29 protein-coding genes are annotated in these 21997 nt (G+C 51.5%); 11 read left to right on the top strand and 18 right to left on the bottom strand.

The features are described 5' to 3' along the window. Positions 1–18: 18 nt before the first annotated feature. The 3 genes from WC772_03805 to WC772_03815 are packed head-to-tail and all read right to left on the bottom strand — an operon-like array spanning position 19 to position 1332. Positions 19–834, bottom strand: a complete 816-nt coding sequence (locus WC772_03805) for a hypothetical protein (GenBank protein MFA6169878.1) — start codon at positions 832–834, stop codon at positions 19–21. Continuing rightward, the gene (locus WC772_03810; GenBank protein ID MFA6169879.1) at positions 831–1046 is read right to left on the bottom strand and encodes a DUF167 domain-containing protein; all 216 of its coding nucleotides are present in this window, start codon (positions 1044–1046) and stop codon (positions 831–833) included. Before WC772_03810 ends, WC772_03805 begins: the two co-directional genes overlap by 4 nt. 1 nt (position 1047) lies before the next feature. Then, positions 1048–1332: a YbaB/EbfC family nucleoid-associated protein gene (locus WC772_03815; protein MFA6169880.1), complete on the bottom strand. Its 285-nt coding sequence runs from the start codon at positions 1330–1332 to the stop codon at positions 1048–1050. Between the two features lie 113 nt (positions 1333–1445). On the opposite strand from WC772_03815, the gene WC772_03820 reads away from it, so the two are divergent. Both WC772_03820 and WC772_03825 read left to right on the top strand, forming a co-directional pair. Continuing rightward, a complete protein-coding gene (locus WC772_03820; GenBank protein ID MFA6169881.1) occupies positions 1446–2048 on the top strand; it encodes a hypothetical protein in 603 nt (200 codons plus the stop codon). Between the two features lie 8 nt (positions 2049–2056). Next, entirely contained in the window at positions 2057–2773 is a 717-nt protein-coding gene (locus tag WC772_03825) for a hypothetical protein (protein ID MFA6169882.1), read from the top strand. On the opposite strand, the gene WC772_03830 is transcribed toward WC772_03825, so the two are convergent. From WC772_03830 to trpC, 3 genes are read right to left on the bottom strand one after another with little or no spacing between them, the layout of a single operon-like run. Further along, the gene (locus tag WC772_03830; protein ID MFA6169883.1) at positions 2770–3102 is read right to left on the bottom strand and encodes a histidine triad nucleotide-binding protein; all 333 of its coding nucleotides are present in this window, start codon (positions 3100–3102) and stop codon (positions 2770–2772) included. The two genes, WC772_03825 and WC772_03830, sit on opposite strands and share 4 nt — an antisense overlap. A 1-nt stretch (position 3103) precedes the next feature. Further along, entirely contained in the window at positions 3104–4072 is a 969-nt protein-coding gene (locus tag WC772_03835; GenBank protein MFA6169884.1) for an NHL repeat-containing protein, read from the bottom strand. After that, positions 4073–4867: an indole-3-glycerol phosphate synthase TrpC gene (trpC, locus tag WC772_03840; GenBank protein MFA6169885.1), complete on the bottom strand. Its 795-nt coding sequence runs from the start codon at positions 4865–4867 to the stop codon at positions 4073–4075. It lies immediately after the preceding gene. Here trpC and rsmH point away from each other — a divergent pair. Genes rsmH through gltX form a run of 3 tightly spaced genes read left to right on the top strand, consistent with a single transcriptional unit; the run spans position 4866 to position 7465 of the window. Further along, positions 4866–5744 carry a 16S rRNA (cytosine(1402)-N(4))-methyltransferase RsmH gene (gene rsmH, locus WC772_03845; protein ID MFA6169886.1) on the top strand — a complete coding sequence of 293 codons (879 nt, stop codon included), beginning with the start codon at positions 4866–4868 and terminating at the stop codon, positions 5742–5744. The two genes, trpC and rsmH, sit on opposite strands and share 2 nt — an antisense overlap. After that, positions 5741–6019, top strand: coding sequence for a septum formation initiator family protein (locus tag WC772_03850; protein ID MFA6169887.1), 279 nt, complete (start codon positions 5741–5743; stop codon positions 6017–6019). The genes rsmH and WC772_03850 overlap by 4 nt, the downstream gene beginning before the upstream one ends. 6 nt (positions 6020–6025) lie before the next feature. After that, positions 6026–7465, top strand: coding sequence for a glutamate--tRNA ligase (gene gltX / locus WC772_03855; protein MFA6169888.1), 1440 nt, complete (start codon positions 6026–6028; stop codon positions 7463–7465). A 75-nt stretch (positions 7466–7540) separates the two neighbouring features. Here the strand turns inward: gltX and WC772_03860 are convergent, their stop codons facing one another. Beyond that, positions 7541–8038 (bottom strand): hypothetical protein, encoded by a 498-nt coding sequence (locus WC772_03860; protein ID MFA6169889.1) that lies wholly within the window; start codon positions 8036–8038, stop codon positions 7541–7543. 117 nt (positions 8039–8155) lie between these two features. Between WC772_03860 and WC772_03865 the strand changes: the two genes are divergently transcribed. Then, positions 8156–8821: a hypothetical protein gene (locus WC772_03865; protein ID MFA6169890.1), complete on the top strand. Its 666-nt coding sequence runs from the start codon at positions 8156–8158 to the stop codon at positions 8819–8821. Here the strand turns inward: WC772_03865 and WC772_03870 are convergent. The 6 genes from WC772_03870 to amrB form a co-directional block, all read right to left on the bottom strand. Next, positions 8818–9099, bottom strand: coding sequence for a pyrimidine/purine nucleoside phosphorylase (locus tag WC772_03870; protein ID MFA6169891.1), 282 nt, complete (start codon positions 9097–9099; stop codon positions 8818–8820). The genes WC772_03865 and WC772_03870 overlap by 4 nt on opposite strands. Continuing rightward, positions 9099–9968, bottom strand: coding sequence for an acetylglutamate kinase (gene argB, locus WC772_03875; protein MFA6169892.1), 870 nt, complete (start codon positions 9966–9968; stop codon positions 9099–9101). The genes WC772_03870 and argB overlap by 1 nt, the downstream gene beginning before the upstream one ends. 97 nt (positions 9969–10065) lie before the next feature. Then, positions 10066–11163 carry a bifunctional glutamate N-acetyltransferase/amino-acid acetyltransferase ArgJ gene (gene argJ, locus WC772_03880; GenBank protein ID MFA6169893.1) on the bottom strand — a complete coding sequence of 366 codons (1098 nt, stop codon included), beginning with the start codon at positions 11161–11163 and terminating at the stop codon, positions 10066–10068. After that, entirely contained in the window at positions 11160–12206 is a 1047-nt protein-coding gene (gene argC / locus WC772_03885; GenBank protein MFA6169894.1) for an N-acetyl-gamma-glutamyl-phosphate reductase, read from the bottom strand. Before argC ends, argJ begins: the two co-directional genes overlap by 4 nt. 26 nt (positions 12207–12232) lie before the next feature. Continuing rightward, positions 12233–12745 carry an AmmeMemoRadiSam system protein A gene (gene amrA, locus WC772_03890; GenBank protein MFA6169895.1) on the bottom strand — a complete coding sequence of 171 codons (513 nt, stop codon included), beginning with the start codon at positions 12743–12745 and terminating at the stop codon, positions 12233–12235. Beyond that, positions 12742–13545, bottom strand: a complete 804-nt coding sequence (gene amrB / locus WC772_03895) for an AmmeMemoRadiSam system protein B (GenBank protein ID MFA6169896.1) — start codon at positions 13543–13545, stop codon at positions 12742–12744. The genes amrA and amrB overlap by 4 nt, the downstream gene beginning before the upstream one ends. A gap of 446 nt (positions 13546–13991) precedes the next feature. Here amrB and WC772_03900 point away from each other — a divergent pair, with 446 nt between their 5' ends. From WC772_03900 to WC772_03910, 3 genes are all read left to right on the top strand, one after another. Continuing rightward, positions 13992–14204: a DUF167 family protein gene (locus WC772_03900; protein MFA6169897.1), complete on the top strand. Its 213-nt coding sequence runs from the start codon at positions 13992–13994 to the stop codon at positions 14202–14204. 214 nt (positions 14205–14418) lie between these two features. Beyond that, positions 14419–14946 carry an ORF6N domain-containing protein gene (locus tag WC772_03905; protein MFA6169898.1) on the top strand — a complete coding sequence of 176 codons (528 nt, stop codon included), beginning with the start codon at positions 14419–14421 and terminating at the stop codon, positions 14944–14946. Positions 14947–15088: 142 nt separating this feature from the next. Next, positions 15089–15769: a hypothetical protein gene (locus tag WC772_03910; GenBank protein ID MFA6169899.1), complete on the top strand. Its 681-nt coding sequence runs from the start codon at positions 15089–15091 to the stop codon at positions 15767–15769. Between the two features lie 12 nt (positions 15770–15781). On the opposite strand, the gene WC772_03915 is transcribed toward WC772_03910, so the two are convergent. Continuing rightward, positions 15782–16084: a hypothetical protein gene (locus WC772_03915; GenBank protein MFA6169900.1), complete on the bottom strand. Its 303-nt coding sequence runs from the start codon at positions 16082–16084 to the stop codon at positions 15782–15784. Between the two features lie 191 nt (positions 16085–16275). On the opposite strand from WC772_03915, the gene WC772_03920 reads away from it, so the two are divergent. Next, a complete protein-coding gene (locus WC772_03920; protein MFA6169901.1) occupies positions 16276–16848 on the top strand; it encodes a hypothetical protein in 573 nt (190 codons plus the stop codon). Between the two features lie 264 nt (positions 16849–17112). Here the strand turns inward: WC772_03920 and WC772_03925 are convergent, their stop codons facing one another. The 4 genes from WC772_03925 to WC772_03940 all read right to left on the bottom strand — a co-directional run bounded on the left by WC772_03925 (position 17113) and on the right by WC772_03940 (position 20581). Next, on the bottom strand, positions 17113–17544 hold the full coding sequence (locus WC772_03925) for a very short patch repair endonuclease (protein MFA6169902.1): 432 nt from the start codon (positions 17542–17544) through the stop codon (positions 17113–17115). Then, on the bottom strand, positions 17526–18257 hold the full coding sequence (locus WC772_03930; protein ID MFA6169903.1) for a hypothetical protein: 732 nt from the start codon (positions 18255–18257) through the stop codon (positions 17526–17528). The genes WC772_03925 and WC772_03930 overlap by 19 nt, the downstream gene beginning before the upstream one ends. Continuing rightward, the gene (gene dcm / locus WC772_03935) at positions 18211–19158 is read right to left on the bottom strand and encodes a DNA (cytosine-5-)-methyltransferase (GenBank protein MFA6169904.1); all 948 of its coding nucleotides are present in this window, start codon (positions 19156–19158) and stop codon (positions 18211–18213) included. The genes WC772_03930 and dcm overlap by 47 nt, the downstream gene beginning before the upstream one ends. Before the next feature lie 454 nt (positions 19159–19612). Then, complete coding sequence (locus WC772_03940) at positions 19613–20581, bottom strand: virulence protein RhuM/Fic/DOC family protein (GenBank protein ID MFA6169905.1); 969 nt, start codon at positions 20579–20581, stop codon at positions 19613–19615. 78 nt (positions 20582–20659) lie between these two features. On the opposite strand from WC772_03940, the gene glmM reads away from it, so the two are divergent. Next, a complete protein-coding gene (glmM, locus tag WC772_03945; protein MFA6169906.1) occupies positions 20660–21997 on the top strand; it encodes a phosphoglucosamine mutase in 1338 nt (445 codons plus the stop codon).

Below are 21997 nucleotides of genomic sequence, written 5' to 3' on the forward strand. Positions count from 1 at the left end.
AGTCACAAGAGGAAGCGGTTAGTAGGAATAGACCCAGCCGAGGGTCGCGGTCAATTCGGAGGTGTCATTGGTCGGCCATTTCGCGGTATCTGTTCCGGAAGTGATCCAGGGGGAACCATCGTAATGAAGGAAGCGGTACCCCAGGCTCGCCTCACAAAGCCATTCGTCCGCCAGGGAGTAATAAAACGATCCCTTGCCGTAAAACGAATAGCCGGGCGAAGTAAAATTAAACGCCGGCAAAGAGGTGTTAGTCGTTGCGACATTGACCGGGTAAAGGGCCCCGGCGGAGTAACCGAACCAAACGGGTCGGCTCCCTTGGTTCCCTCTGACCTCGACAAAAAAGTTTTGGGAGATGATCGTCTCAACCGAGCGGCCGGTACTCTGGCGAACGCCGTTGACGTAAAAATTCTCCCGGGTCTGCTCCGCTTTGGAAAGCGACAGCCCGGATAAGATTTCCAGCCGGGGGGAAAAAGAGTAACCGCCGTAAAAATCAAAGACGGAAAAAATGTAGGACAAATCGTTGGTCTGGAATAGCGCGCCGTTAAAAGCCCAGCGCTCGGTCACGACCGAGGCGTAAACCGGGAAAAGAGAGCGGAACCCGACGATCGAGTTGTTCCAGTACATTTCGATCCGGCCGCGCAGGGCATAAGTCAGGGGCGAAGCATCGGAATCAATCCGGCCGGTCGTCCCAGTCGACGGATTATTAAAATCGGGAACATGCTCCTGATAATTGAGCAGGCCAGCTCCTAGATCAAAACCGCCGAAAAAGCGGGGACCACCGGCAGCCCCGCTGCCGGCCATAACCACGCATAAAAGCAGCAGCAATAGTCTCATTTGATCTCGACGACTTTTGTGCGGCTGGTCTCGCCGCGGACGATCCGGACGGCGCTCCGCTTCACCGCGTAGTGTTCGGCCAGAAAATCGATCAGGGCGGCGTTGGCTTTCCCTTCAACCGGCGGGGCGTTGAGGTAAACTTTCACCCGCCCTCCTTCAGTCACCAACCGCTCCTTCTTGGCGTTGGGAACGACCCTAACGGTTAGGAGCATCTTACATTCCCGGCAGGGAGAGTCCACCGGTCATTTTGGACATTCTTTTCGCCATGTCCTGCTTGGCGGTGTGCATTGTCTTGTTGACCGCCTCTTTGACCGCATGCTCGATCTTATTGATCGCCAGATCGGGCTGGATCTTGATCTCCAAAATATCCATTTCGCCGTTCACGACAACTTTCACGCCGCCGGCTTCCCCTTCGTAACGGGCCCGCTGCATCTCTTTCTTGATCTCGTTGGCCTGTTTGATCATCTCCGCCATTTTACCTAAATTACCAAAAACCATAATCGCGCCTCCGTTATTTTGATCCCCTAATTTTAGCACACGCCGCCAGCGAAACCAGACCTTGACATCCTCTTGGGATAATTTATGATTATTTCCGGAGGGATTTTATCTCCGTGAAAAAGCTGATCGCCTTATTACTACTGATAATCTTTGCCTTGGCCTGCGCCGAACCGGCGGCGGCCGCCCAAAAAAAGCGCCGCTATTACAGCCGGATCAAATTCAACGGCCCGGCCGGCATGCGGCGAACGACTGTCCACCCCGTCTTTCCGACCGACGGGAAAAAACTCAAGACCCCGGTCAAAAAAACCACCCGCCCGAAAGCCGTCGGCAAAAAACGCCCGATCATTGAGGTCCTGAAAAAACCACCACCCCCGCCCCGGCGTTACCTGATCCCGGCGGCCGGCGCCGGGAACGAAACATTCTTGCTCGGTCTAAATTACCAGCAACGGCTCGCCGGTAAGCTGAACTTTTTGATCGGCGGCGGTTACGGCTTCCGGCGCGCTAACTCCTCGTTCACCTTCAAAGCCGGGGGACTGATCGACCTGGCCAACAATTTTTTTGCCGGAGCCGCGCTCGACATCGCCAATTACGCCGACAAGGACGCCAGCGGGCTCGGCCTCTTCGCCGGTAAAAATTGGGACCGGCTCCATTTCTCGATCGGTTACAGCTCCGCCCTCGGCTTTAACGCCCTGGGGGGATATTCCCTGATCATTTAAGGAGAAAAATGAAAAAAAGCCTTCTGTTTTCGCTCGTTATCCTGCTTTTGTCGGGACTGATCGTTCCGGTCTTTGCGGCCGATACCGACAAAATCGCCGCCATAAAAAAAGAGCTGACCAGGTTGAACAAATCTTACGGCAAAGCCAAAAGCGCCTGGCAAAAGAAACAGATCGCCGACAAGATGCTGGCATACAAGGCGCGGCTCAAAATCCTGCAAGCTCCGCCGCCCACTCCGGTCGAAATCACGCCCGCGCCGGCCGTATCGGCCGAAACTTTCAGAAGCTGGGTCAGCGTCGCTCCATCGCCGGAAACGATACCGGTCAGGCTCGCCCCCGCTCCGCCGCCGCACCAAAAAAGGCTAATTATGCCGCAGTTCGGGTGGGTCGCTTCGACTATTTATATCGGCGGCGAATACCTCTTCTTCCCAACCCCGAATTTCAACCTGATGATGAACGTTGGCTACGGTTACGGCGGGGACTACTCCCTGACCGCGCTGGGGATTGGGGCCTTGTTCAATACCGGAGCCGATACTTTTGTGGAGACGACCGTGGCCATGGCCAATTATTCCAAGCGGGTCGGCAATGTCCCGGGAATTCAGGGGGCGGTCGAAGGAACCGCGACCGGCATCGGTCTTTACGGGGGAGAGAACATCGGCGACTGGCAGGTCAAAGTCGGCTTCTCGACCGCCATGGGGATCGGGATCACGACCGGCTACCGCTTCTAACCCGGCGGCCAGGCGAAATCTCGGCCGCCAAGCAGATGAAAATGAACATGATCGACGGCTTGTCCCGCCGCCGGCCCATGATTGACCACGACCCGAAAACCGCTCTCGAAGACCCCGTTATCCTTCGCTAATTTGGCCGCCAGCCGGTAAGCCAAGCCGACGACCGTTTGGTCTTTTAGTTCTTCCACGAATTTGGCGTGTTCCCTGGGGACAATGAGGATATGGACCGGCGCTTGCGGGGCAACGTCGCTGAAGGCCAAAAGTTTATCGTCTTCATAGACGATCTTGGCCGGGATCTCTTTCTTAATTATTTTACAAAAGACGCACATCTTAATTGATCTTAAGCTCGACTATCCGATGGTTGCCGCTGTCGGCGACATAGAGCAGCCCTTTCCGGCCGAGAGATAAACCGAGCGGCCCATTGAATTCCCCTTTGCCGAAACCTTTCTGCCCAAAGGAGAGAAGATGCTTGCCGTTCTTGGTGAAGAGGCAGATCCGGTTGTTGCCGGTATCGGAAACATACACAAAGTTGTCGTCAACCGCCACTCCCTGGGGATTAAAAAGATCGCCCGGCCCCCGGCCCATTTGGCCGAAAGAGAGGATCGGCCGGCCGTCAAAATCATATTTCTGGATCCGGTGGTTCCCGTAGTCGGCGACATAAAGGTAACGTTCTTTATCGACCGCCACGTCCATCGGCCGGCTTAAAAAACCGAGCCCAACCCCAAATCCCCCGACCTGACCGGAGAACCGGCCCTGGTCGTCAAACTTCAAGATCCGGTCATTGCCGGAATCGGCGACATAAAGTCCCCCCCACTGGTCAACTTCGATCCCGGCCGGGTACTGCAGGGTCCGGAAGCCGACCTCGCCGGTCGCCACTTCACGGAGGTAGTTCCCCCGGATATCAAAGACCGAAACCCGGTTGTTGTCCCGCTCGCTGACGTAGACGCGGAAGTTAAAGTCGACCGCGACACTGACCGGAGAATTAAGCGCGCCGCGGTTCAGGCCAAAGGAACCAAACTGGTAGATGAAACCGCCGTCGTTGTCGAGCCGCTGGACCCGGTTATTCCCGGTATCGGCCACAAAAAGGCTGAACAAGCCGGTCTCCAGGTCGCCGGAAAGAGGGATTTTGACGTCTTGAGGGTAAAAGAATTGCCGTTCGGCCGAACCGGGAAGCCCGAACTCGCGGGAAGTCTCGATCTTCGGAATAATGATCTCTTTGTCTTCGGGGACCTCGCCCATCGCGAAAGCGGCGGATACAAGCAGGCCAACAAGGCAGAAGGTAAGCAGTTTCTCCGTCATTTAGCCGATCAGCTCCTTCGCTTTAGTTTTAATTTCCGAACTGACCAGCAAACTTTCGCCGACCAAAACAGCGTCGACTCCGGCGGCGTGCAGTTTGGCGGTTTCCACGCCGCTCTTAATGCCGCTTTCCGACACGACCACCAGGTTTTTTAATTGGGGGAGCGTTTTCAGCAGATAATAGGTGATCTGCAGGTTAACGGTCAAAGCGTCCAGGTCGCGGTTGTTGATGCCGACGATCTCGGCCCCCGCGTTCATCGCCCGCTGGGCTTCCGCCAGATCATGGACCTCGACCAGCGCCTGCAGATGGAGCGTTTTGGCCAGCGCCAGAAAGCGCTTGAGCTCTTCGTCGGTCAAGATCCGGACAATGAGCAAAACGGCGTCCGCCCCGGCCAGGCGGGCTTCGTAGATCTGGACTTCGTCGACGATAAAATCCTTGCGCAGGAGCGGCAGGGCGGCTTTTTTCCGAATATCTTTAAGGTATTCTAATTTCCCTTGGAAATATTTCTGATCGGTCAGGACCGAGATCGCCGCCGCGCCGGCCGCTTCGTATTCCTTGGCCAGGGCGACCGGGTTAAAATCTTCCCGGATCACGCCGGCCGAGGGAGAGGCTTTTTTAACTTCGGCGATCAGGGCGAGTTTTTTTCTTTTCAGGGCTTTTTTGAAGTCGTGGGGCTTGGGGAGTTTGGCGATCGCTTTCAGGGTTTTATCGAGGTCGAAGGTCAGTTTGAGAGCGGCCACTTCCTGACGCTTGTTAAAGACAATATCGTCTAAATTCATGGTGTATAATAGTACCATGGCAGGGTCACTATATCAACACACACCGGTAATGCCGGGCGAGGTCTTGGCTTATCTCAATCTCCCGCCGGACGGGACTTTCGTCGACTGCACCCTGGGGGGTGGGGGGCACATCGCAGCGTTACTGCGAAATGACCAATATCCAATGACAAATGTCAAAATAATCGCCTTCGACCAAGATAGCAACGCGATCGCCGCGGCGCAAGAAACCTTGAAAGCGCATTCCGGCATCGAGTATATCCACGATAATTTTGCGAATTTGAAACAATACATTAAACAACCGGTCGACGGGATCCTCTTTGACCTTGGGGTCTCTTCCCATCAGATCGACGAACCGGGTCGGGGGTTCAGCCTCCAGCACGATGGACCGCTCGATATGCGGATGGACCAGCGGCAACCTTTATCAGCCAAGGGGATCATTAACAATTACGCGCCGGAAGAGCTGGCCCGGATCTTCTTCGACTACGGGGAAGAGCGCTTTTCCCGGCGAATCGCCAAACGGATCGCCAACACCAGGGAAAAAACACCGATCGAAACGACCGGCCAGCTAAAAGAGATCGTCGAATTGTCGATCCACTCCTGGAAGAAACGGGAATCGGTCACCCGGATCTTTCAAGCGCTGCGGATCGCCGTCAACGGCGAACTGGAAAAACTCGCCCGCGCGCTGGAGTCGGCCGATCTTCTGCTCAAACCGGGCGGACGGCTCGTTATTCTCTCTTACCATTCGCTGGAAGACCGGATCGTCAAGCATTTCATCCGGGAGCAGCGCGAAACCCTGAAAGTTCTGACCAAGAAACCGGTTTTAGCGGGCGAGGCGGAAATAGCGGTCAACCCGCGGGCCCGCAGCGCCAAGCTCCGGGCGGCGGAGAAGCTGTGAAATTCAAACAGATCTTAATGGGGCTGGGCTTTTTTCTCCTGCTTTGCGGCATTCATCTATTCTTCAACGCCCAGAACATCCGGCTGAAATACGAGGTAACCGATCTGAAGATCCGACATCAGGAATTGATCAGCCGGAACCGGGAACTCGGAACCAAGATCGCCATCATCGAAAACCTCGATTCGATCGACCAGATCGCCAAAAGCCGCCTAAATATGTATTATCCCGAAGAGATTACCTACGTGGTACCGTCTAAAGAAGTCGTGGTATACTAATTAATCATGGTTAGAGTACGTTTTGCCCCGTCACCGACCGGCGCCCTCCACATTGGCGGAGCCCGAACCGCTTTGTTCAACTGGCTCTTTGCCAGGCACATGAAGGGGAAATTTATCCTCCGGATCGAAGATACCGACCGGGAACGCTCTACTCTGGAATCGAACAAAGCGATCTTTGACGGCCTGGAATGGCTTGGCCTCGATTGGGACGAAGGGCCCAAGGTCGGCGGCTCATTCGGCCCCTACTTTCAGACCGAACGGGTTGAAATTCATCGCCAGCAGATCCAAAAGCTGGTCGACGAAGGGAAAGCCTACTATTGCTTCTGCTCCCCTCAAGAGCTGGCCCAAAAAAGGCAAGAGGCGGAGGCCAGGAAAGAGGCGCCAAGGTATGACGGCTCCTGCCGGAAGCTCTCCGACGCCGAAATCAAAGAGAAACTAGCGAGCGGCTGTCCGAAAGTCGTCCGCTTTCTCCTCCCGGCGGTCGGCAAGACCGTCGTCAACGACCTGATCCGCGGTCCGGTCACCTTCCAAAACGAGGTCCTCGACGATTTCGTGATTCTCAAATCGGACGGCTTCCCGACTTATAACTTCGCCTGCGTGGTCGACGACCACCTGATGGAGATCACCCACGTGATCCGCGGCGACGACCACTTATCCAACACCCCGCGCCAGATCCTTCTCTACCAGGCCTTTGGCTGGGGCTTGCCGCAGTTTGCCCACATTCCGATGATCCTGGGGAAAGACAAAGCCCGGCTTAGTAAGCGCCACGGCGCGACCTCGGTCATCGAATACGATAAGATCGGCTACCTCCCCGAAGCGATGATCAACTACATCGCCCGGCTCGGCTGGGGCTACGGCGACGAAGAGGTTTTTAGCCGCCAGGAGCTGATCGAGAAGTTTTCGCTCGAAGGGGTCGGGAAAAATCCGGCGGTCTTCGACATGGACAAGCTCAACTGGCTCAACGGCCAGTATATCCGAAAGATGATGCCGGAACGGCTCTTTGACCTCTGTGAACCAATGTTAATCGCCGCTTACGGCCATCAGGACCTGGCTTATCTTGCCAATGTCGTGAAACTCTTCCAGGACCGGCTGGTCCTTTTCCCCGACATCGTCGCGCTGTCGGAATATTTTTTCAAGGACGACTTCCAATACGACCCCAAGGGAGTGGAGAAGCACTTCAAAACGGAGTTAGCGAAGCCTATTTTGACCGCGCTGAAAGAAAAGCTTGCCGCGCTCGAACCTTTCACCAAGGAAACGATCGAACCGCTTTTCAAAGGGATCGCGACGGAGATGAACGTGAAACTCGGCGTCGTCATCCACCCCTGCCGTCTCGCCCTCTCCGGCCGCTCGGAAACTCCGCCGATGTATGACGTGGTGGAATTGCTGGGAAAAAAGAAGGTTATCGAACGTCTGGAGAAAGCCCTAAAATCTGATCGCGTGGCCTAGCCAGAAGACGAAGCCGATCGCGATAATGTGTAAAATCCACCAGCCAGGCTTAAAAAGCATAAATCTATGCATACTTCACTTCCATAATATATTCCCCAAGGCGTAGACAACCGCCCAACCAAACAGGTGGACCAACCACCAGCCATTGTTCGGATATCTAAAATAGCGCCCCTTAGGCATCGGATCGGCCGCGGTATTCAGCAATTCAAGGTCGAAAATGGCTCGGCCGAAAGCGAAGTTCCCCCACAAAATGGCAATGTCCGGCAGGAGCGTATTAAAAAGCAAACTGTTTAAGGTCAGCGGCCCGCTGAAATGAACGATCGAAAAATGGGTCATCGTTATCGTCCCAAGAATGACCATAAAGCCATTGAGGACAAAAGCGTAGGCAAAAGTCGACCGGAAATAAAAAAGCAGGGGGACCAGAACAACGCTGATCAAACCAGCGATAAAAGGGACCAGGTTATACCCTTCATTTAAGGGTGGATGGACCCGGAGATGCAAAAGCCAACCGCCGAGCGCCAGGACGATTAATCCGCTGATTAAGGTTCCTTTAATATAAACTTTTCGATCCATCTTTTTGCCCTTCTCGCGTGGATTATACTCTAAGCGACAAGGCTCATCAATAGGTTATCAGGGGGCGGCTTATCATTTTTTACTGAAATAATTCTTCAAAACCGAAGAAGTATAGCCGTGGCGCCTAAAATAGAAACCAGAACACCGAGCCAGCCGCGAAGAGCGATCAAGCCGATGTCGCCGATCACGCTCGGCGCGACTTTTACCGGCTTGAATGAAAAGGAGGCCGGGGAAGTGATCGATAAGACGATCCGGGCTTTTCCGCACGATCGGCTGCTGGTCATTGTTGACGGACTCTCCGGCACAGGAAAAACTTATTTTTGCCGACAGCTGAAATCCGGCCGCCGGCCGCTTTCCCGTCCGACTTCACAGATTGTTCACCTGACCGGCGACATCCTCCACGATCTGATCGAAAAAGCGGCCAATGGCTTTGCCAACAACCGGAACCTGCTCCCTCAATACCAATGGCCCTTTGAACAACGAACAGCCTACCAACACTCCTGCTGTCCGGAATATGCCCTGGCAAAATATTTCGAATTGAATCACCAGCGGCTCTTCGGCCGGCCGCCAACGTCGCTGGTTTTGTACGATTGCGTCAGATCATTCGCTTATATCCGGGGGATGGTCGACAATGTCGGCTTGTTCAAGACGAACCCGCCGCCGATGATCGGGCTCTTTGTGCGGATCGTCCCGAAAGTTACGGAAGTCCCCGCCCTTAATTGGTACGATATCGGCGTTGAATCGATCAACCCGCGGGGCAGTGCATATTTCAGAGGACTTTAGAGATACTCGCAGAGGTAGGCGGTATCGACGGCGACTTTCAGCTGGAACTTCGAATTAGCGGGGACTTGAAAGACCGAACCGGTCTCAAAAACCTGCCAGTATTGACTATCGGGGAGCATAACGGTCAGAGCGCCGCTGACGACATGCATCACTTCTTTAGAACCGGTCCCAAACTCATACTCGCCCGGTTCCATCACGCCAATCGTCTGTTTTCCCGCCTTTAAGTTGACCGTTAAGGATTTAACTTTGCCGTTGAAGTATTCGTTAAGTTGGACCATTATTTCTTCACCATCGTCCCAATACCGTGATCGGTAAAGAGCTCAAGGAGAAGGGCGTGGCGGACGCGGCCGTCGATTATGTGGGCGGTATGGACCCCTTTGCGGACCGCGTAGAGGCACGATTTGATCTTGGGGATCATCCCACCGGAGATCGAGCCGTTCTTGATCATCTTGTCGGCTTTATAGGTGTTAACTTCGGAGATCAGTTTCCCCGTCGGGTCGAGGACCCCGCGGACGTCGGTCATCATGATCATCTTTTCCGCTTTGAGGTAAGCGGCGATCGCGGCGGCCGCCTTATCGGCGTTGATATTGTACTGCTTGCCGCCCTTGCCAACACCGATCGAGGAGAGGACCGGGATATAACCAAGCTTGATCCACTTTAAGAGATAGCGGTACCTGATCCCGCCTACCTGACCGGTAAACCCGAGATCAAGCTTGTTCCCTTCGGCGTCTTTCTTCCAATACTTGAAGGCTTTGATCACTTCGCCTTTCTTCCCGTAAAACCCTTTCGACTGGCCCCCGGCCTTCTTGATCATGGAGACGATCTCCTGGTTGATCTTTTCGCCCAGAACTTTCACGACGACTTTCATCGTCTCTTTGTCGGTCACGCGGTAGCCGCCGATGAATTTCGGCTCGATCCCTTTCTTCTTGAGGAAGCGGTTGATCTCCGGCCCGCCCCCGTGGACAAGGACCGGGTGCATCCCGACCATCTTCAGGAAGACGACGTCACGGATGACCTCGTCTTTTAACTCGCTGTTTTCCATCGCCGCCCCGCCGTACTTAATGACAATGATCTTGTCCTTGAACTTTAACAAATACGGCAGCGCTTCGATAACAACATTGGCCCGTTCTATTAATTTCTCTAACATATATAATCCTTAATTCTTGGAACCTGCGACTAAACGTCGCGGTTCCAGGTCTTTTCCGAGAAAACCGTCCCGATCCGATCGGGACTGGTTTCCGAGGTTAAGTATGATAATCAGCGTTGATCTTCACGTAATCTTCGGTCAGGTCGCAACCCCAGCCGATCGCTTCGCCTTTCCCCGCCTTCAGATCGATCGTAATGACATCCTGCTTGGCCTTCATCTCCCAGCTCCATTTGAACTTTTCCCAGTTTATGTCGATGCTGGTCGAGCCGAGCGCCTGGAGGATCCGGCCGAAGTTTCGGTCTTGCCCGTAAACCGCCGCTTTCAGCAAGAACGAGTTGATCAGCGCTTTGACCGCGGTTTTGGCCTCGGCATTATTTCGGGCGCCCTTGGCCCGGATTTCAAGCAATTTGGTCGCCCCTTCGCCGTCGCGGGCGATCTCTTTGGCAAGGTAGATACAAACTTTCTCCACCACCTGGGCGAACTTTTTAACGGCCGCCCCTTTTACTTTCACACCCGACATCCCGTTGGCCAGGAGAAAAACGCAATCGTTGGTCGACATGCAGTTATCAACCGAGACCATATTAAACGATTTTTCGCTCGCCGCTTTGACGACCTGCTGGAGGATCTGCTGGTCAACCGCGGCATCAGTAACAATAAAGGCGTGCATCGTCGCCATAGTCGGGGCGATCATCCCCGAACCTTTGGCGATGCCGGAGACGGAATACTTGCCGACCTTCACAGTGATCCGTTTTTCCTTGAGGTCGGTCGTCATGATCGCCCGGGCGGCGGCGCTTAACCCGTCTTTGGAAAGTTTTAGCGAAGCGGTTTTGATCCCTTTGCAGACTTTGTCCATCGGCAGAGGATGGCCGATCGATCCGGTCGAGGTGACCAGAACTTTCTCCGGTTCGATCCCCAGCTGGGCGGCAGTCAAGCTCGCCATTTCGTAAGCGTCGCGCAACCCTTTGGCGCCGGTCCAACAGTTGGCGTTCCCGGCGTTGGCAACTATTGCTTGAGCGATCCCCCGGTGAATGTGTTTAATGGAGACGATGACCGGGGCCGCTTTGACCTGGTTAGTGGTAAAGACAGCGGCGGCATTGGCCGGGACTTCGGAAAAGATCATCGCCAGGTCGCTCTTCCCCGATTTTTTAAGTCCGCAGGCAACCCCGGCGGCTAGATAACCTTTCGGCAGGCTCATGGGAACAAGGCCAGCCGTTTTAAGGCGGTCCCTTCCGCGAAGCCGCAAACCAGGTTGAAGTTCTGGACCGCCTGGCTCGCCGCCCCTTTCATCAGGTTGTCGATCGCCGACATGACGATCACTTGCCCGGTCGCTTCGTTGTAGTCGACACCGAGATCGCAGTAATTGGTCCCGGCGACATACTTGGTGTTGGGTGTTTTCCCTTCTAACACCCGGATGAACGGCTCATCTTTATAAAAATCTTTAAACATTGTTGTTAGTTGTTGTTTGGTAGTTGGTTGTTTGACTTTCCCATAGATCGTCGCCAAGATCCCCCGGTTCATCGGGACCAGGTGCGGCACAAAGGTCGTCTTGAGCCCCTGATCCCCCGCGATCTTGATCGCCTGGTACTCTATCTCTCCCATATGGCGGTGAGTGGTGACCGAATAAGCTTCGATCCCCTCGTTCCGTTCGCAAAAGTGGGTCTTGAGGGTCGTCCCCCGGCCGGCGCCGGAGACCCCGGATTTGGCGTCGATAATAATGGCGCTGTTATCCACTAATTTGTTTTTAACCAATGGCGCCAAGCCGAGCAGTGAGGCGGTCGGGTAACAGCCCGGGTTACCGATCAGCCGAGCTTTTTTGATCTCGTTCCGATAAATTTCCGGCAGGCCGAAGACCGCTTCTTTCAGCAGGTTTTTGTCGGTATGCTCGACGTGATACCAGGCCTTAAAGACCGCTTCGTCGTTGAAGCGATAATCGGCCCCAAGGTCGATCACTTTCTTTCCCGCCGCTAAGATCTTGGGGACATGGTTCAGGGCAATCCCGTGCGGAAGCGAAATAAAGACAACGTCAATGGCGCCAAGATATTTGTCCAGGTCGTTGAGGTCAACCATCGTCAGATCGCACTCGCCGGTCAGATGCGGATAGAGATCGCTGATCTTCTGGCCGCTGCTCCGCTCACTCGACATCAGCCATTCGACTTTCACTTCCGGGTGTTGCAGCAGGATCTGCAAAACCGACATCCCGGCATAACCGCTCGCGCCTATAATACCTACTTTAATCATGACTTCTCCTCTTTTCCCGTCTTTCCTTAATGATACCTTGTTACAGTGAATCTGAAAAGGTCTACCGGCTCATTTTTTCCAATGCCACCTTTTTGACGGCAAATGGCGATCTGTTCGTCAGGAGTATCCACTCCGTCTAAGTCGGGGAGAAGAAGCCCGCGCCGGGGTCCCGCTTTGACGATCACGCCGTACTTTTTAGCGTCTAGATCGGCGACCGACTTGACCGGTTCGGGGGCCGAAAGAACGTCGACGGAGATCTCCAACCCCTCCAATTCGTCGGCAGTCATCGGCCTAAAACGGGGATCTTCGGTCGAAGCCGAGATCGCGTTCTGGATTATCTCTTTAGCGACATTCTCCGTCGTCGGGGCAAAGGTCCCGATACAACCGCGCAAGGCGTTGCGCCGGTGGAGCGACACAAAAACGCCCGCTTTGGCCCGCATCTCCGGAGTCAACTGTTGAGGCGGGGGGATAACTTTCCCTTCATTTAAGTAAGTGGTGATCGTCTGTCTGGCGAGGGCGACTAGCGGATGTTCGCTCATTGGGCCGTGCCTGCCGGCAGGCAGGGCTGCAGCGCCGCGACCATATAGCCGACGCCAAACGGCCCTTCGTAAGAGAGGACTTCCGACTTCACCGGCTGGCCATCGAGGGCGCCGAGGAGGACGGAAATCGACCAGAGGGCGTCCTGTCCCGCTTCGTCGGCCAACGCCGGGTCGAAGTTGAGGATCCCCTGAACATCGTAATTGCTGACCAGCGAGACGAGTTTGTCGTCAAACTCTTTCCCTCTGGGAGAAAAGCCGGACGGCGCGTCGGGGGTCAAGCGGTGGGACATATCGGCGGAAGCGATCACCAGGATCTTCCGGTCCAGGCTTTTCGCGGTCTCGGCTAAAGTTTTACCAAATTGGAAAAGTTTATCTAACGGAATGAAAGCAACCGCGATTGGCAAGATCGGCTTATTGATCCCGGCGGCGGTCGGATAATGGAGCGGGACCATGACGCCATGATCAAGGATCGTTTCCGGCAGGGCCGACGCTAAGTTGGAATTTTTAACGACCGCCAGTCCCAAAACCGGGTCCCCTTTATAGAGGACGGAAGGTTTGGGGTGGCCGAAATCGGCAAAGTTTCCTTCAAAGACGTGGCTGGTGTAGACGGGGACCGAAGCTTGCCCGACCCGCCCATGGGGGGTAATGACGACGATGGTGTCAAACTCTTCCCCTTTGAACATTTGCGAGATCTTTTCCAGGGCTCGTTTAGTCTTGTCCGCTTCTTTTAAACGATTTTTACCGATCGCCGGGACAATTATCGGCGGATGCGGCATTATCGCGCCAAAAACTACACTCATTTGATTTTATGATAATACAAAACTTGGGAAACTGCAATGATGGCAATTGCTCTGAAATTTCCCTGTCAAGCGCCTGATATATATTTGTCCAATTATTCAAAAAATGTAGGAGTAAGAAAATGAACAATTCATTCGTCAGCATCAACCTTGACCGAAGCAGAGGGATCAGATAGCCAGGCGGGCATCTGGGGAGCCGCGAGGCGGCCCGCGAACTTCGCGAACACCTCCTCCCGGACTTTATGACCCGTGCTGGGCTGCAAGACCTGACAGAAAAGGGACTGCGGATCACCGTTGAAAACATCAAGGTCACAATTTGTGACCTTGAAATAAATGATCTTTAGCGCCGAGGGAATTGTTATTCTTTAAGATTCCAATTTGGAATGTAAAAGAAACAAACAACTGATATAATTACAGTTGTTAGCTTAATACAATAGAAGGAGTCCCTCATGACCGAAATCACTCTCGAACTAAGGATCGTCTTAAACGCTGACCACAACGAACTAGTCGGCAGCCGACTCTATGTGGTGGAGCCGGAGCTCAACAACAAAGTTAACGACATAATGTACGACTTGGTCGCGGAAGAGTATAAAGTTAAGAAGAATAAAATCAAGATCATGAAAGGTCACAACTCCGCGCAGAAGACGCTGAAGATCATGTAGAGTTCGCACCCGCGCTTCTCACTTCGTTTCTCGCTTCGCCTCCGCGCGACGCCTCCCTCCCACCTACTCTGGCAATATAATTGCTGCATCATGCGTGGTCGACCAAAGAGGATGTCGCAATTTGCGAGATCCTCAGACTTGAGGTTCCATTTTGGAACCTCAACCTGGAGGTCACAAATTGTGACCTCCAAATTTAACAAAGGAGAACAAAATTATGAATGATTTAATACCAATTGAAAGGATCGAGAACAGGATCCATTTGATCAGGGGACAAAAGGTGATGCTTGATCGAGACCTAGCCGAACTTTACGGAGTGAAAACATTCGTTTTAAACCAAGCGGTCAATCGAAACCGTGAAAGGTTCCCGGATGACTTCATGTTTTCCTTGACTAGACAGGAAATATCAAACATATCACAAATTGTGATATGTTCCCACAAAGGGCAGGTTGATAAAATCAAGCATGCCAAGAATGTAAATGTTTTCACTGAACAAGGCCTAGCTATGCTCTCCGGGGTTCTTCATAGCCCCAGAGCGGTACAAGTAAATATTGCCATCATGCGAGCTTTCGTCCGTCTCCGCCAGGTTCTCGCTACCAATAAGGACCTAACCTATCTATTTCGGGAACTGAAGGGGAAAGTTGACCGACACGATAAAGAGATCGGGCTAATCATTCGAGCGATCGAGAAGATGGTCTCTACTGAAAGTAAACCGAAGCCCAAAATTGGGTTTAGGAGCGAATAATGGAAGAGCGAATCGTCGGGCGTCTTGCGTTACGCGTCCCGCGCTTCTCATTTCGTTTCTCGCTTCGCAACCGCGCGACGCTTTTCGCATTTCCACCTCCTCTCCTGCTATAATACCCTCGTCCTACCCAAGGAGGCAAAACATGAATAAAAATATTATCGCTCTCTTAGTCGCCGCTCTAATTTTAGTCTCGCCCAGCTTCGCCGCAACCGGCCGTCCAGCCTGGTCCCTCTTTTCAGATACGGCTTATAATCTCAAGCAGGGCCAATGGAATGTCAGTTTAATAGGTTGGGCCAATTACGGGGTAACGAGCAAGCTCCAACTGGGAACCAACGGTCTGCTCGATCTCTTCCAGGTCCCCAATTTCTACGGTAAGTTTGTGGTCGTCGAGGAGTCGGAGAGCACTTTGCAGGTCGCGGTCGCTTCGTCGCTATACTATCCTCTCGCCTCCAGTACGCCTATTTCAACCGACGTCGCGCTTCTCCTCTCCCGCTCTTTAGATAGCGGTAACTATATTCTCCACGCCGGGATCAAACAGACGACCAATATCAACGACAGCCCCCTCGCGACTTCTAACCCAATCAACACCCCCGGGGTGGGGATAAAAGCGGGGCTTATTACCAACCAGAGCGATACCAATCACTTTTTCATCGAGGCTTATCAGAACTGGATCCCAATCGGTCGGAGCTCGGAACTTGCCGTCGGCGCCGACTTTGTTAGTGAAAACAGGACTGTCTCCTTCGGCGGTCTTTTCTACGCCGCTGACTCGATGGATCGGAGAGCCAGCTTTTTACCGTTTGTGAATGTGCAGTGGGGTTTTTAGGGGGGCAAGTGACTAAGCCCTTGTCTTCAGCTTCCCACCCAGCCATGCGCACGGCATCGTCAGGATAGCCAAAGAGATAGGATACCAGGCTGCCGACGCGTCCCAATTGGCGATCGAGCCGAGGATAGTGAGGACCAACCCAATTCCACCAAGAGTTAAAGCGTGGCCCATTGGTCGATCGGGCGCCAGGGCCGCCGCTACGTAACACCCCGCGGTGTTATAGATACAGCGATAGACCAAGGCTAAAGCCAGCATCCAGGTGACGAACAAGCCCGCTTGCTGCGGTGGGAAAATGCCGGTCTTCTCTAGAATCATGTCAGTACCAATTGATAAAACTGCTCCGACGATCATCCCTGCGACAATGGCCCAGATACTTTTAAGGATTTTCATGTTGTAGCCTCCTTTAGGATAAGAGAATTTTAGCAAGTCGAAACGGTAAATGTAAACATATTTTCCCCGTCCGACTGACGGTTATTAATAGTATAATTATCCCACAACAAAAACCGATGAAAATAGGCAAGACCCTTTACATCTCGAACCGTAAAAAATGGCGTGCCTGGCTTTCGAAAAACCACAGCCGGGCCAAAGAGATCTGGCTTATTTACCCCCGCAAATACACCGGCCAACCCCGCCTGGGCTACGCCGATGCTGTCGAGGAAGCGCTCGCCTTTGGCTGGATAGATAGCCAGGTTAAAAACATCGACCGCGCCAAGTTCGCCCAGCGCTTTTCGCCGCGCAAACCAACAAGCAGCTGGTCGGAGGCCAACCTTGCGCGCATGAGAAGGCTCATCAGACAGGGGAAAATGACCAAAGTCGGTCTGGCGGCGCTGAAAAATCGGGCTTTATTGAAAAAGAAGCAGAAATTGGAGATCGCCCCTGCCACCTTGCAGGCCCTAAAGCATGACAAAACTGTTTGGCGTAATTTTCAGAGATTCCCTCTTAATTATCGGACCATAAGAATCGCCTATATAGAGGGCGGGCGCAGACATGGAACTGCGGAATACAAAAAGCGGCTAACTAATTTCATCAAAAAAACGAGAGCGAATATAATGTTTGCTTTCGGTGGGGTGCAAAAGTAATCCCAAAACGGCAACTCCCCCGTCCGTCCTTGATCGATCTTTTAACTCAACCCATATTTCTGTCTAAACCTTTCCACCACCCCTCTCAACCGGTCGTCCAATCGGGAAAGCGCTTCCTCTTCGATTTCAGCCAGGATCCCTATTGCTAAGCACAAATGATCTAAACATTTTGAATTTTGATATTTGCGCTAGTTTAGAATTTCTGATTTCGTGCCTTCCCCATTGTTTTGCATTTTAATATTCGTATTTCCCTCTCTAAATGGGTCATATGTTAATTGACCTTCGTAATGCCTTTCTTATTCGCGTAATGGTTCCGCATTGGTTAATTTTACATTCCCACACGCGAATAACATTCCATCCCGCCAAGCGCAACGCCTTATTAGTCTTGCAATCACGCTTTATATTAGACTCAATTTTTTTAGTCCAATAAGCCAAATTACTTTTTGGCCGTCTAAAACAATATGGGCATTTGTGCCAAAAACATCCATCAACAAAAAGCGCAACCTTATTTTTTTCCCAAACAAAATCTGGCGTCCCAACAATGTTTTTATGTTTTCTCCAACCTTTCAACCTATTAAAACGCAACAATTTTTCCATCTTCAACTCGGTGGAAACATTTCCTCGCGATTTAACGGCCGCCATTACTTTTGACCGTTGTGCTTTGTCTTCCTTATTGGTTATTTTATGCTTACCCACGACTCATCGAATCCCAATTCTGATATTACTTTATTAAAATCTAAAACAGGAGGCCTTTTTATCTTAAATCTAACAGCAGATGAAGGCACAGTATATATTATGGTGAATTGCGACCCGTGTGGCTGCCAAGTAAACTTATGATCACCGTTAGTTCTGTCTACTCCTTCAAGGTTCCCATTTTTATTCACCGACCAACGATACTCTTTGGGAACAAATCTATTAATTTCCGTTTCAAAAAGAGCAAACTCAAGCTTATTAACATTCCTAATCAATATCGCAGATCTTACATTGACATACTCATCTACAGCAATATTTACCCGTTCATTCCAAATATTTAAAACAGCTGCTCCTGTTTTTTGCGGGTCGTCATGCGGGTTTGATATGCCATAAGAATAATCGGGAGAATTTCTGCCAGAAATGACCCTTACTACTTTACATTTATGGGGATCGTCGTTTTTGACGCTTTTTATTGACCAAGCCCCATCAGCTAAAACAACATCGGCCAATCCAACTGGGCTAGACAAGTGGATTCCATTCAATCCCTTTGCAAATATATCGCCCCAATCCTCTCCGCTTATATCAGACTTCCCAACTGCAAAATGGTAAACAATCCATTTGCTAATTTCATAGATAAATATTTTTGGAAACTCCCCTAGCGGGTGCGCACTAGATTGCCTGCTTTTTTTTGAGTCCCTCAGCCTTGGCTTGAGCATTTAAAATCTCCTTTATAACAAATCTAATCATTGGAACGGGAACAGCGTTGCCCGCTTGCTTCCTCGCATATGCATCAGAACAAACTATCTTATGTTTTTCAGGGAAACCTTGCAATCTCAACATCTCTCTTGGTGTTAATCGCCTTTCTCCATTTACCAGAAGATAGTTATAAGAAGCATTCGCGCGCAATGCGCATGAATATGGATGGCTGGAAACATTTCCACCTTTGTTCTCATGCCAAATAGACACTTTTAAACTTGTTTGATGCGATTTCTTCCTTTTTTCTCTTATCATCGGACTGACGTAATGTCGCCTATCAACTTCCTTATCTAATAATTTTTCAAGCGGGGTGTATTTCTCAATTTTTGCAGGCCAAAAATACGCTACGTCATGGTTGAGAAACCCAACAATTATTGTTCTCTCTCTTCTTTGAGGCAAGCCATAATCCAAAGCGTTAAGCACTTTCCAATAAGTTTTGTATCCAATTTCTTCTAAGCATTCTAAAATTCTAGTAATAGTTTTTTTATTGTCGTGGGTCGCTAATTGTTTGACATTTTCCAGGATAATCATAGGGGGCTTTTTATCCTTTAATATTCTGGCTATTTCAAAAAACAAGGTCCCTCGCATATCATCAAATCCCATCCTATTGCCAATAATACTAAAGGGTTGGCAAGGAAAACCAGCACACAACAAATCATGATTTGGAATATCCTTTGATTTTATCTTTGTAATATCCCCTTGGGGCTTTAAACAAAAGTTTTCTTCATATGTTTTTGCAGCTTCAACATCTATCTCACTGGAAAAGACACAGTGTCCACCATTATCCGATGCTGCTATATGAAATCCGCCTATGCCAGAAAACAAATCAATAAATGTAAACTCTTTCAATTTTCTACTCATGGTATTATCCCCACCTCCCCTTTCTCCCCATACTCCAACGCGTCCCTCCCTTTCATTAAGTCTAACAACATATCTCTACCTAGAATAGGCCTCAGCATACACCATATTTCAAATCATCATTTATTTCATATTGTACTACATATTTTGGCTTTGGGGTTAGGCCAATCGGCAATAAATAAAAACGGCTAACTTGTTTCTTTCTAAACCTTTCTCTCAGCTCAATCATTTGTCCTAAAACATAAATTTAAATAAAATTCCGAATGGGCGCGCATTTCGGGATATACGAATGGCTAATCCGAATACCCGAATAATTGGAGATAAATACGAAACACGAAATCCTAAACTCGAAACAAAAATGAAAATCCAAAATTCGAATTTCGGACTTCGAATTTGTTTCGTATTTCGACCTGCCTGCCGGCAGGCAGGAATTAGAGTTTCGAATTTTAGTTAACCATTATCTTCTCAAAAGCATCGCTACCAGCCCGGTCATCTTTTCTTTCTCCCTAGGGTGGCTTTCGGCTATAAGGAGGGTCAGCGCGGTCAAAGCCGTCGGCGTCAGCCGCCGCACATCAAGGATTCCGGCGTGGCGCAAGAACCAGACAAAGGCAAAAGCCCCGCTCCTTTTGTTCCCATCCGCGAAAGGATGGCTTTTTACCACAAAATATAGTAAATGCGCCGCTTTTTCTTCCAAGCTCGGGTAAAGATCTTTTCCGTCAAAGGTTTGCATCACATTCCCAACAATCCCCTCAAGAGAACTACCGCCGCGCTCCAAGGCAAAAAGATCGCTCGCTTCCCCCTTTTTCTTCAGCTCCCCCTTCAGCCTCTCGATCCCGGCAGTCAATTCACTAGCCGCGATCGCAACCTTCTTCCTAGTCACCTTCCCCTGGCCAAAACTCCCCCGATCGTATGCCGCCAGCGAAAACCAAGTCCCGGCAAATAGCTTGATCAGCTCAAGAATGTCGGCCGTTTCCACTTTAGAAGAGGTGGGCAGTAGAGATCGGACGCTCTCCACTGCTTTCATAAAGGAATCGTAGTTTTTAGCGATCCGTTTGCGGTTGATAGTGTAACCCTTAAGAAGATGATCCCTTAATGTCCTAGTTGCCCACTGGCGAAAAGCAATGGCCTTGGCGGAATTAGCCCGATAACCAACCGCTAAAACAACATCCAAATTATAAAATTTTACGTCATATACTTTACCGTCACTGGCAGTATGTGCAAAATTTGCACATACTTGCTCCTGGTCGAGCTCTTTATCTTTTAATATGTTACGAACATGCTTTGTTATAACCGATCGCTCAACACTAAAAAGCTTCGCGATCTGTGCCTGGGTCGCCCAAATTGTCTCATTCTCGTCATCCGCTTTTAGCTCCAGGGAACCAGTCGGCCCCTGGTAGATGACTTTGTTATTTCTCCTTCTCCGCATGATAGATGAATCAGCAATTTTATTGCCACTTGTCCCCTACTTCCCCAAACCACCTTCCATAAGCTATAATGCCCATATATGGCACTAAAAATCTCGATCTCCGGCGTGCGCGGCACGATCCCGGATTCCCTCACCCCCGAGCTTTGCCTCGACTTCGCCAAGGCCTTCGGGACCTACACTAACGGCGGTACAATTGTTATAGGGATCGACCCCCGTCCGTCGTCAGAATACATTAAAGGGATCCTCTACGCCGGGCTTCTTTCAGCTGGTTGTAAAGTAATAGATATCGGCATCGCCCCGACCCCCACTGTTGGGATCATGACCAAACTCCTCCGCGCCGACGGCGGAATTGTAGTCACTGCCTCCCATAACCCACTCCCTTGGAACGGGATCAAGTTCATGACCCCCGAAGGGTTGTTCCTCAACGAGAAAAAAGCGGCCAAGCTGATCGACCTCTACGAGAAAAAGAAGTTCCGCGTCGCCGTCCCGCAAACCGTTGAATCCAACGACCAGGCAATCGCCCTTCACATTAAAAAGGTCCTTAAAGTCGTCGACGTCAACCTGATCCGTAAAAAGAAATTCCGCGTCGCCTTAGACGGTTGTAACGGCGCCGGCTCCATCGCCCTGGTCGAGCTTCTCAAAAAACTCGGCTGCGTCGTCTACCCGATCAATTGCAATGTCTTGCTCCCCTTCCCGCACAACCCGGAACCGGTCCCCGAAAACATTACCGAGCTTATCGGCTACGTCCAGGCCAAAAAAGCCGATGTCGGCTTTGTCGTCGACGCCGACGCCGACCGCCTCGCCATTGTCGCCGACGGCGGCTTCGCCATCGGTGAAGAATTGACCCTCGCTTTGGCCGCCGCTTCGATCCTCGAAGCCGCCCCTAACGCCAAAGCCCGTAAACATACCATTGTCACCAACCTCTCGACCAGCCGAGTAGTGGATGATGTCGCCAAGAGCCACGGCGCCAAGGTCGTTCGGACCAAGATCGGCGAGATCCATGTGGTGGAAGAAATTATCCGGCAGGAAGCAATAATCGGCGGCGAAGGGAACGGCGGGGTCATTTTCCCGCAGGTCGGCTACAACCGGGACAGCCTGGCCGGGATCGCCCTCATCCTCCATTATATGGCCAAGAGCGGCCAGCCCCTCTCCAAGCTCGCCAAAAGCCTCCCCCAGTACGTCATGATCAAGAGCAAAGTCGACTGTAACAGTCAGTTCGAGGTCACAGAGTGGCTGGAAAAGGTCAAAAAGAGCTTTGCGGGTGAAGAAATGGTCATCAAAGACGGGATCAAAGTCGTTTTCCCCGATGCCTGGGTCCACGTCCGGGCCTCCAACACCGAGCCAATCATCAGAATAATGGCCGAAGCCCCGACCAGAGAGGCGGCCGAAGAGTTAATTAAAAGAATTACCGGTTAG

The sequence above is a fragment of the Candidatus Margulisiibacteriota bacterium genome (genome assembly GCA_041661965.1).
Lineage (GTDB): Bacteria > Margulisbacteria > WOR-1 > O2-12-FULL-45-9 > XYB2-FULL-48-7 > XYB2-FULL-45-9.

Coding starts and splice junctions, on each gene's coding strand:
- WC772_03940 (MFA6169905.1), bottom strand. CDS start 20,581: ATGCGGAGAAGGAGAAATAACAAAGTCATCTACCAGGGGCCGACTGGT.
- WC772_03860 (MFA6169889.1), bottom strand. CDS start 8,038: ATGGATCGAAAAGTTTATATTAAAGGAACCTTAATCAGCGGATTAATC.
- gltX (MFA6169888.1), top strand. CDS start 6,026: ATGGTTAGAGTACGTTTTGCCCCGTCACCGACCGGCGCCCTCCACATT.
- WC772_03900 (MFA6169897.1), top strand. CDS start 13,992: ATGACCGAAATCACTCTCGAACTAAGGATCGTCTTAAACGCTGACCAC.
- WC772_03920 (MFA6169901.1), top strand. CDS start 16,276: ATGAAAATAGGCAAGACCCTTTACATCTCGAACCGTAAAAAATGGCGT.
- argC (MFA6169894.1), bottom strand. CDS start 12,206: ATGATTAAAGTAGGTATTATAGGCGCGAGCGGTTATGCCGGGATGTCG.
- WC772_03830 (MFA6169883.1), bottom strand. CDS start 3,102: ATGTGCGTCTTTTGTAAAATAATTAAGAAAGAGATCCCGGCCAAGATC.
- dcm (MFA6169904.1), bottom strand. CDS start 19,158: ATGAGTAGAAAATTGAAAGAGTTTACATTTATTGATTTGTTTTCTGGC.
- trpC (MFA6169885.1), bottom strand. CDS start 4,867: ATGGTACTATTATACACCATGAATTTAGACGATATTGTCTTTAACAAG.
- WC772_03815 (MFA6169880.1), bottom strand. CDS start 1,332: ATGGTTTTTGGTAATTTAGGTAAAATGGCGGAGATGATCAAACAGGCC.
- argJ (MFA6169893.1), bottom strand. CDS start 11,163: ATGAGCCTGCCGAAAGGTTATCTAGCCGCCGGGGTTGCCTGCGGACTT.
- WC772_03905 (MFA6169898.1), top strand. CDS start 14,419: ATGAATGATTTAATACCAATTGAAAGGATCGAGAACAGGATCCATTTG.
- glmM (MFA6169906.1), top strand. CDS start 20,660: ATGGCACTAAAAATCTCGATCTCCGGCGTGCGCGGCACGATCCCGGAT.
- WC772_03910 (MFA6169899.1), top strand. CDS start 15,089: ATGAATAAAAATATTATCGCTCTCTTAGTCGCCGCTCTAATTTTAGTC.
- WC772_03835 (MFA6169884.1), bottom strand. CDS start 4,072: ATGACGGAGAAACTGCTTACCTTCTGCCTTGTTGGCCTGCTTGTATCC.
- WC772_03825 (MFA6169882.1), top strand. CDS start 2,057: ATGAAAAAAAGCCTTCTGTTTTCGCTCGTTATCCTGCTTTTGTCGGGA.
- amrA (MFA6169895.1), bottom strand. CDS start 12,745: ATGAGCGAACATCCGCTAGTCGCCCTCGCCAGACAGACGATCACCACT.
- rsmH (MFA6169886.1), top strand. CDS start 4,866: ATGGCAGGGTCACTATATCAACACACACCGGTAATGCCGGGCGAGGTC.
- WC772_03810 (MFA6169879.1), bottom strand. CDS start 1,046: ATGCTCCTAACCGTTAGGGTCGTTCCCAACGCCAAGAAGGAGCGGTTG.
- WC772_03930 (MFA6169903.1), bottom strand. CDS start 18,257: ATGCTCAAGCCAAGGCTGAGGGACTCAAAAAAAAGCAGGCAATCTAGT.
- WC772_03805 (MFA6169878.1), bottom strand. CDS start 834: ATGAGACTATTGCTGCTGCTTTTATGCGTGGTTATGGCCGGCAGCGGG.
- WC772_03870 (MFA6169891.1), bottom strand. CDS start 9,099: ATGGTCCAACTTAACGAATACTTCAACGGCAAAGTTAAATCCTTAACG.
- argB (MFA6169892.1), bottom strand. CDS start 9,968: ATGTTAGAGAAATTAATAGAACGGGCCAATGTTGTTATCGAAGCGCTG.
- WC772_03915 (MFA6169900.1), bottom strand. CDS start 16,084: ATGATTCTAGAGAAGACCGGCATTTTCCCACCGCAGCAAGCGGGCTTG.
- amrB (MFA6169896.1), bottom strand. CDS start 13,545: ATGAGTGTAGTTTTTGGCGCGATAATGCCGCATCCGCCGATAATTGTC.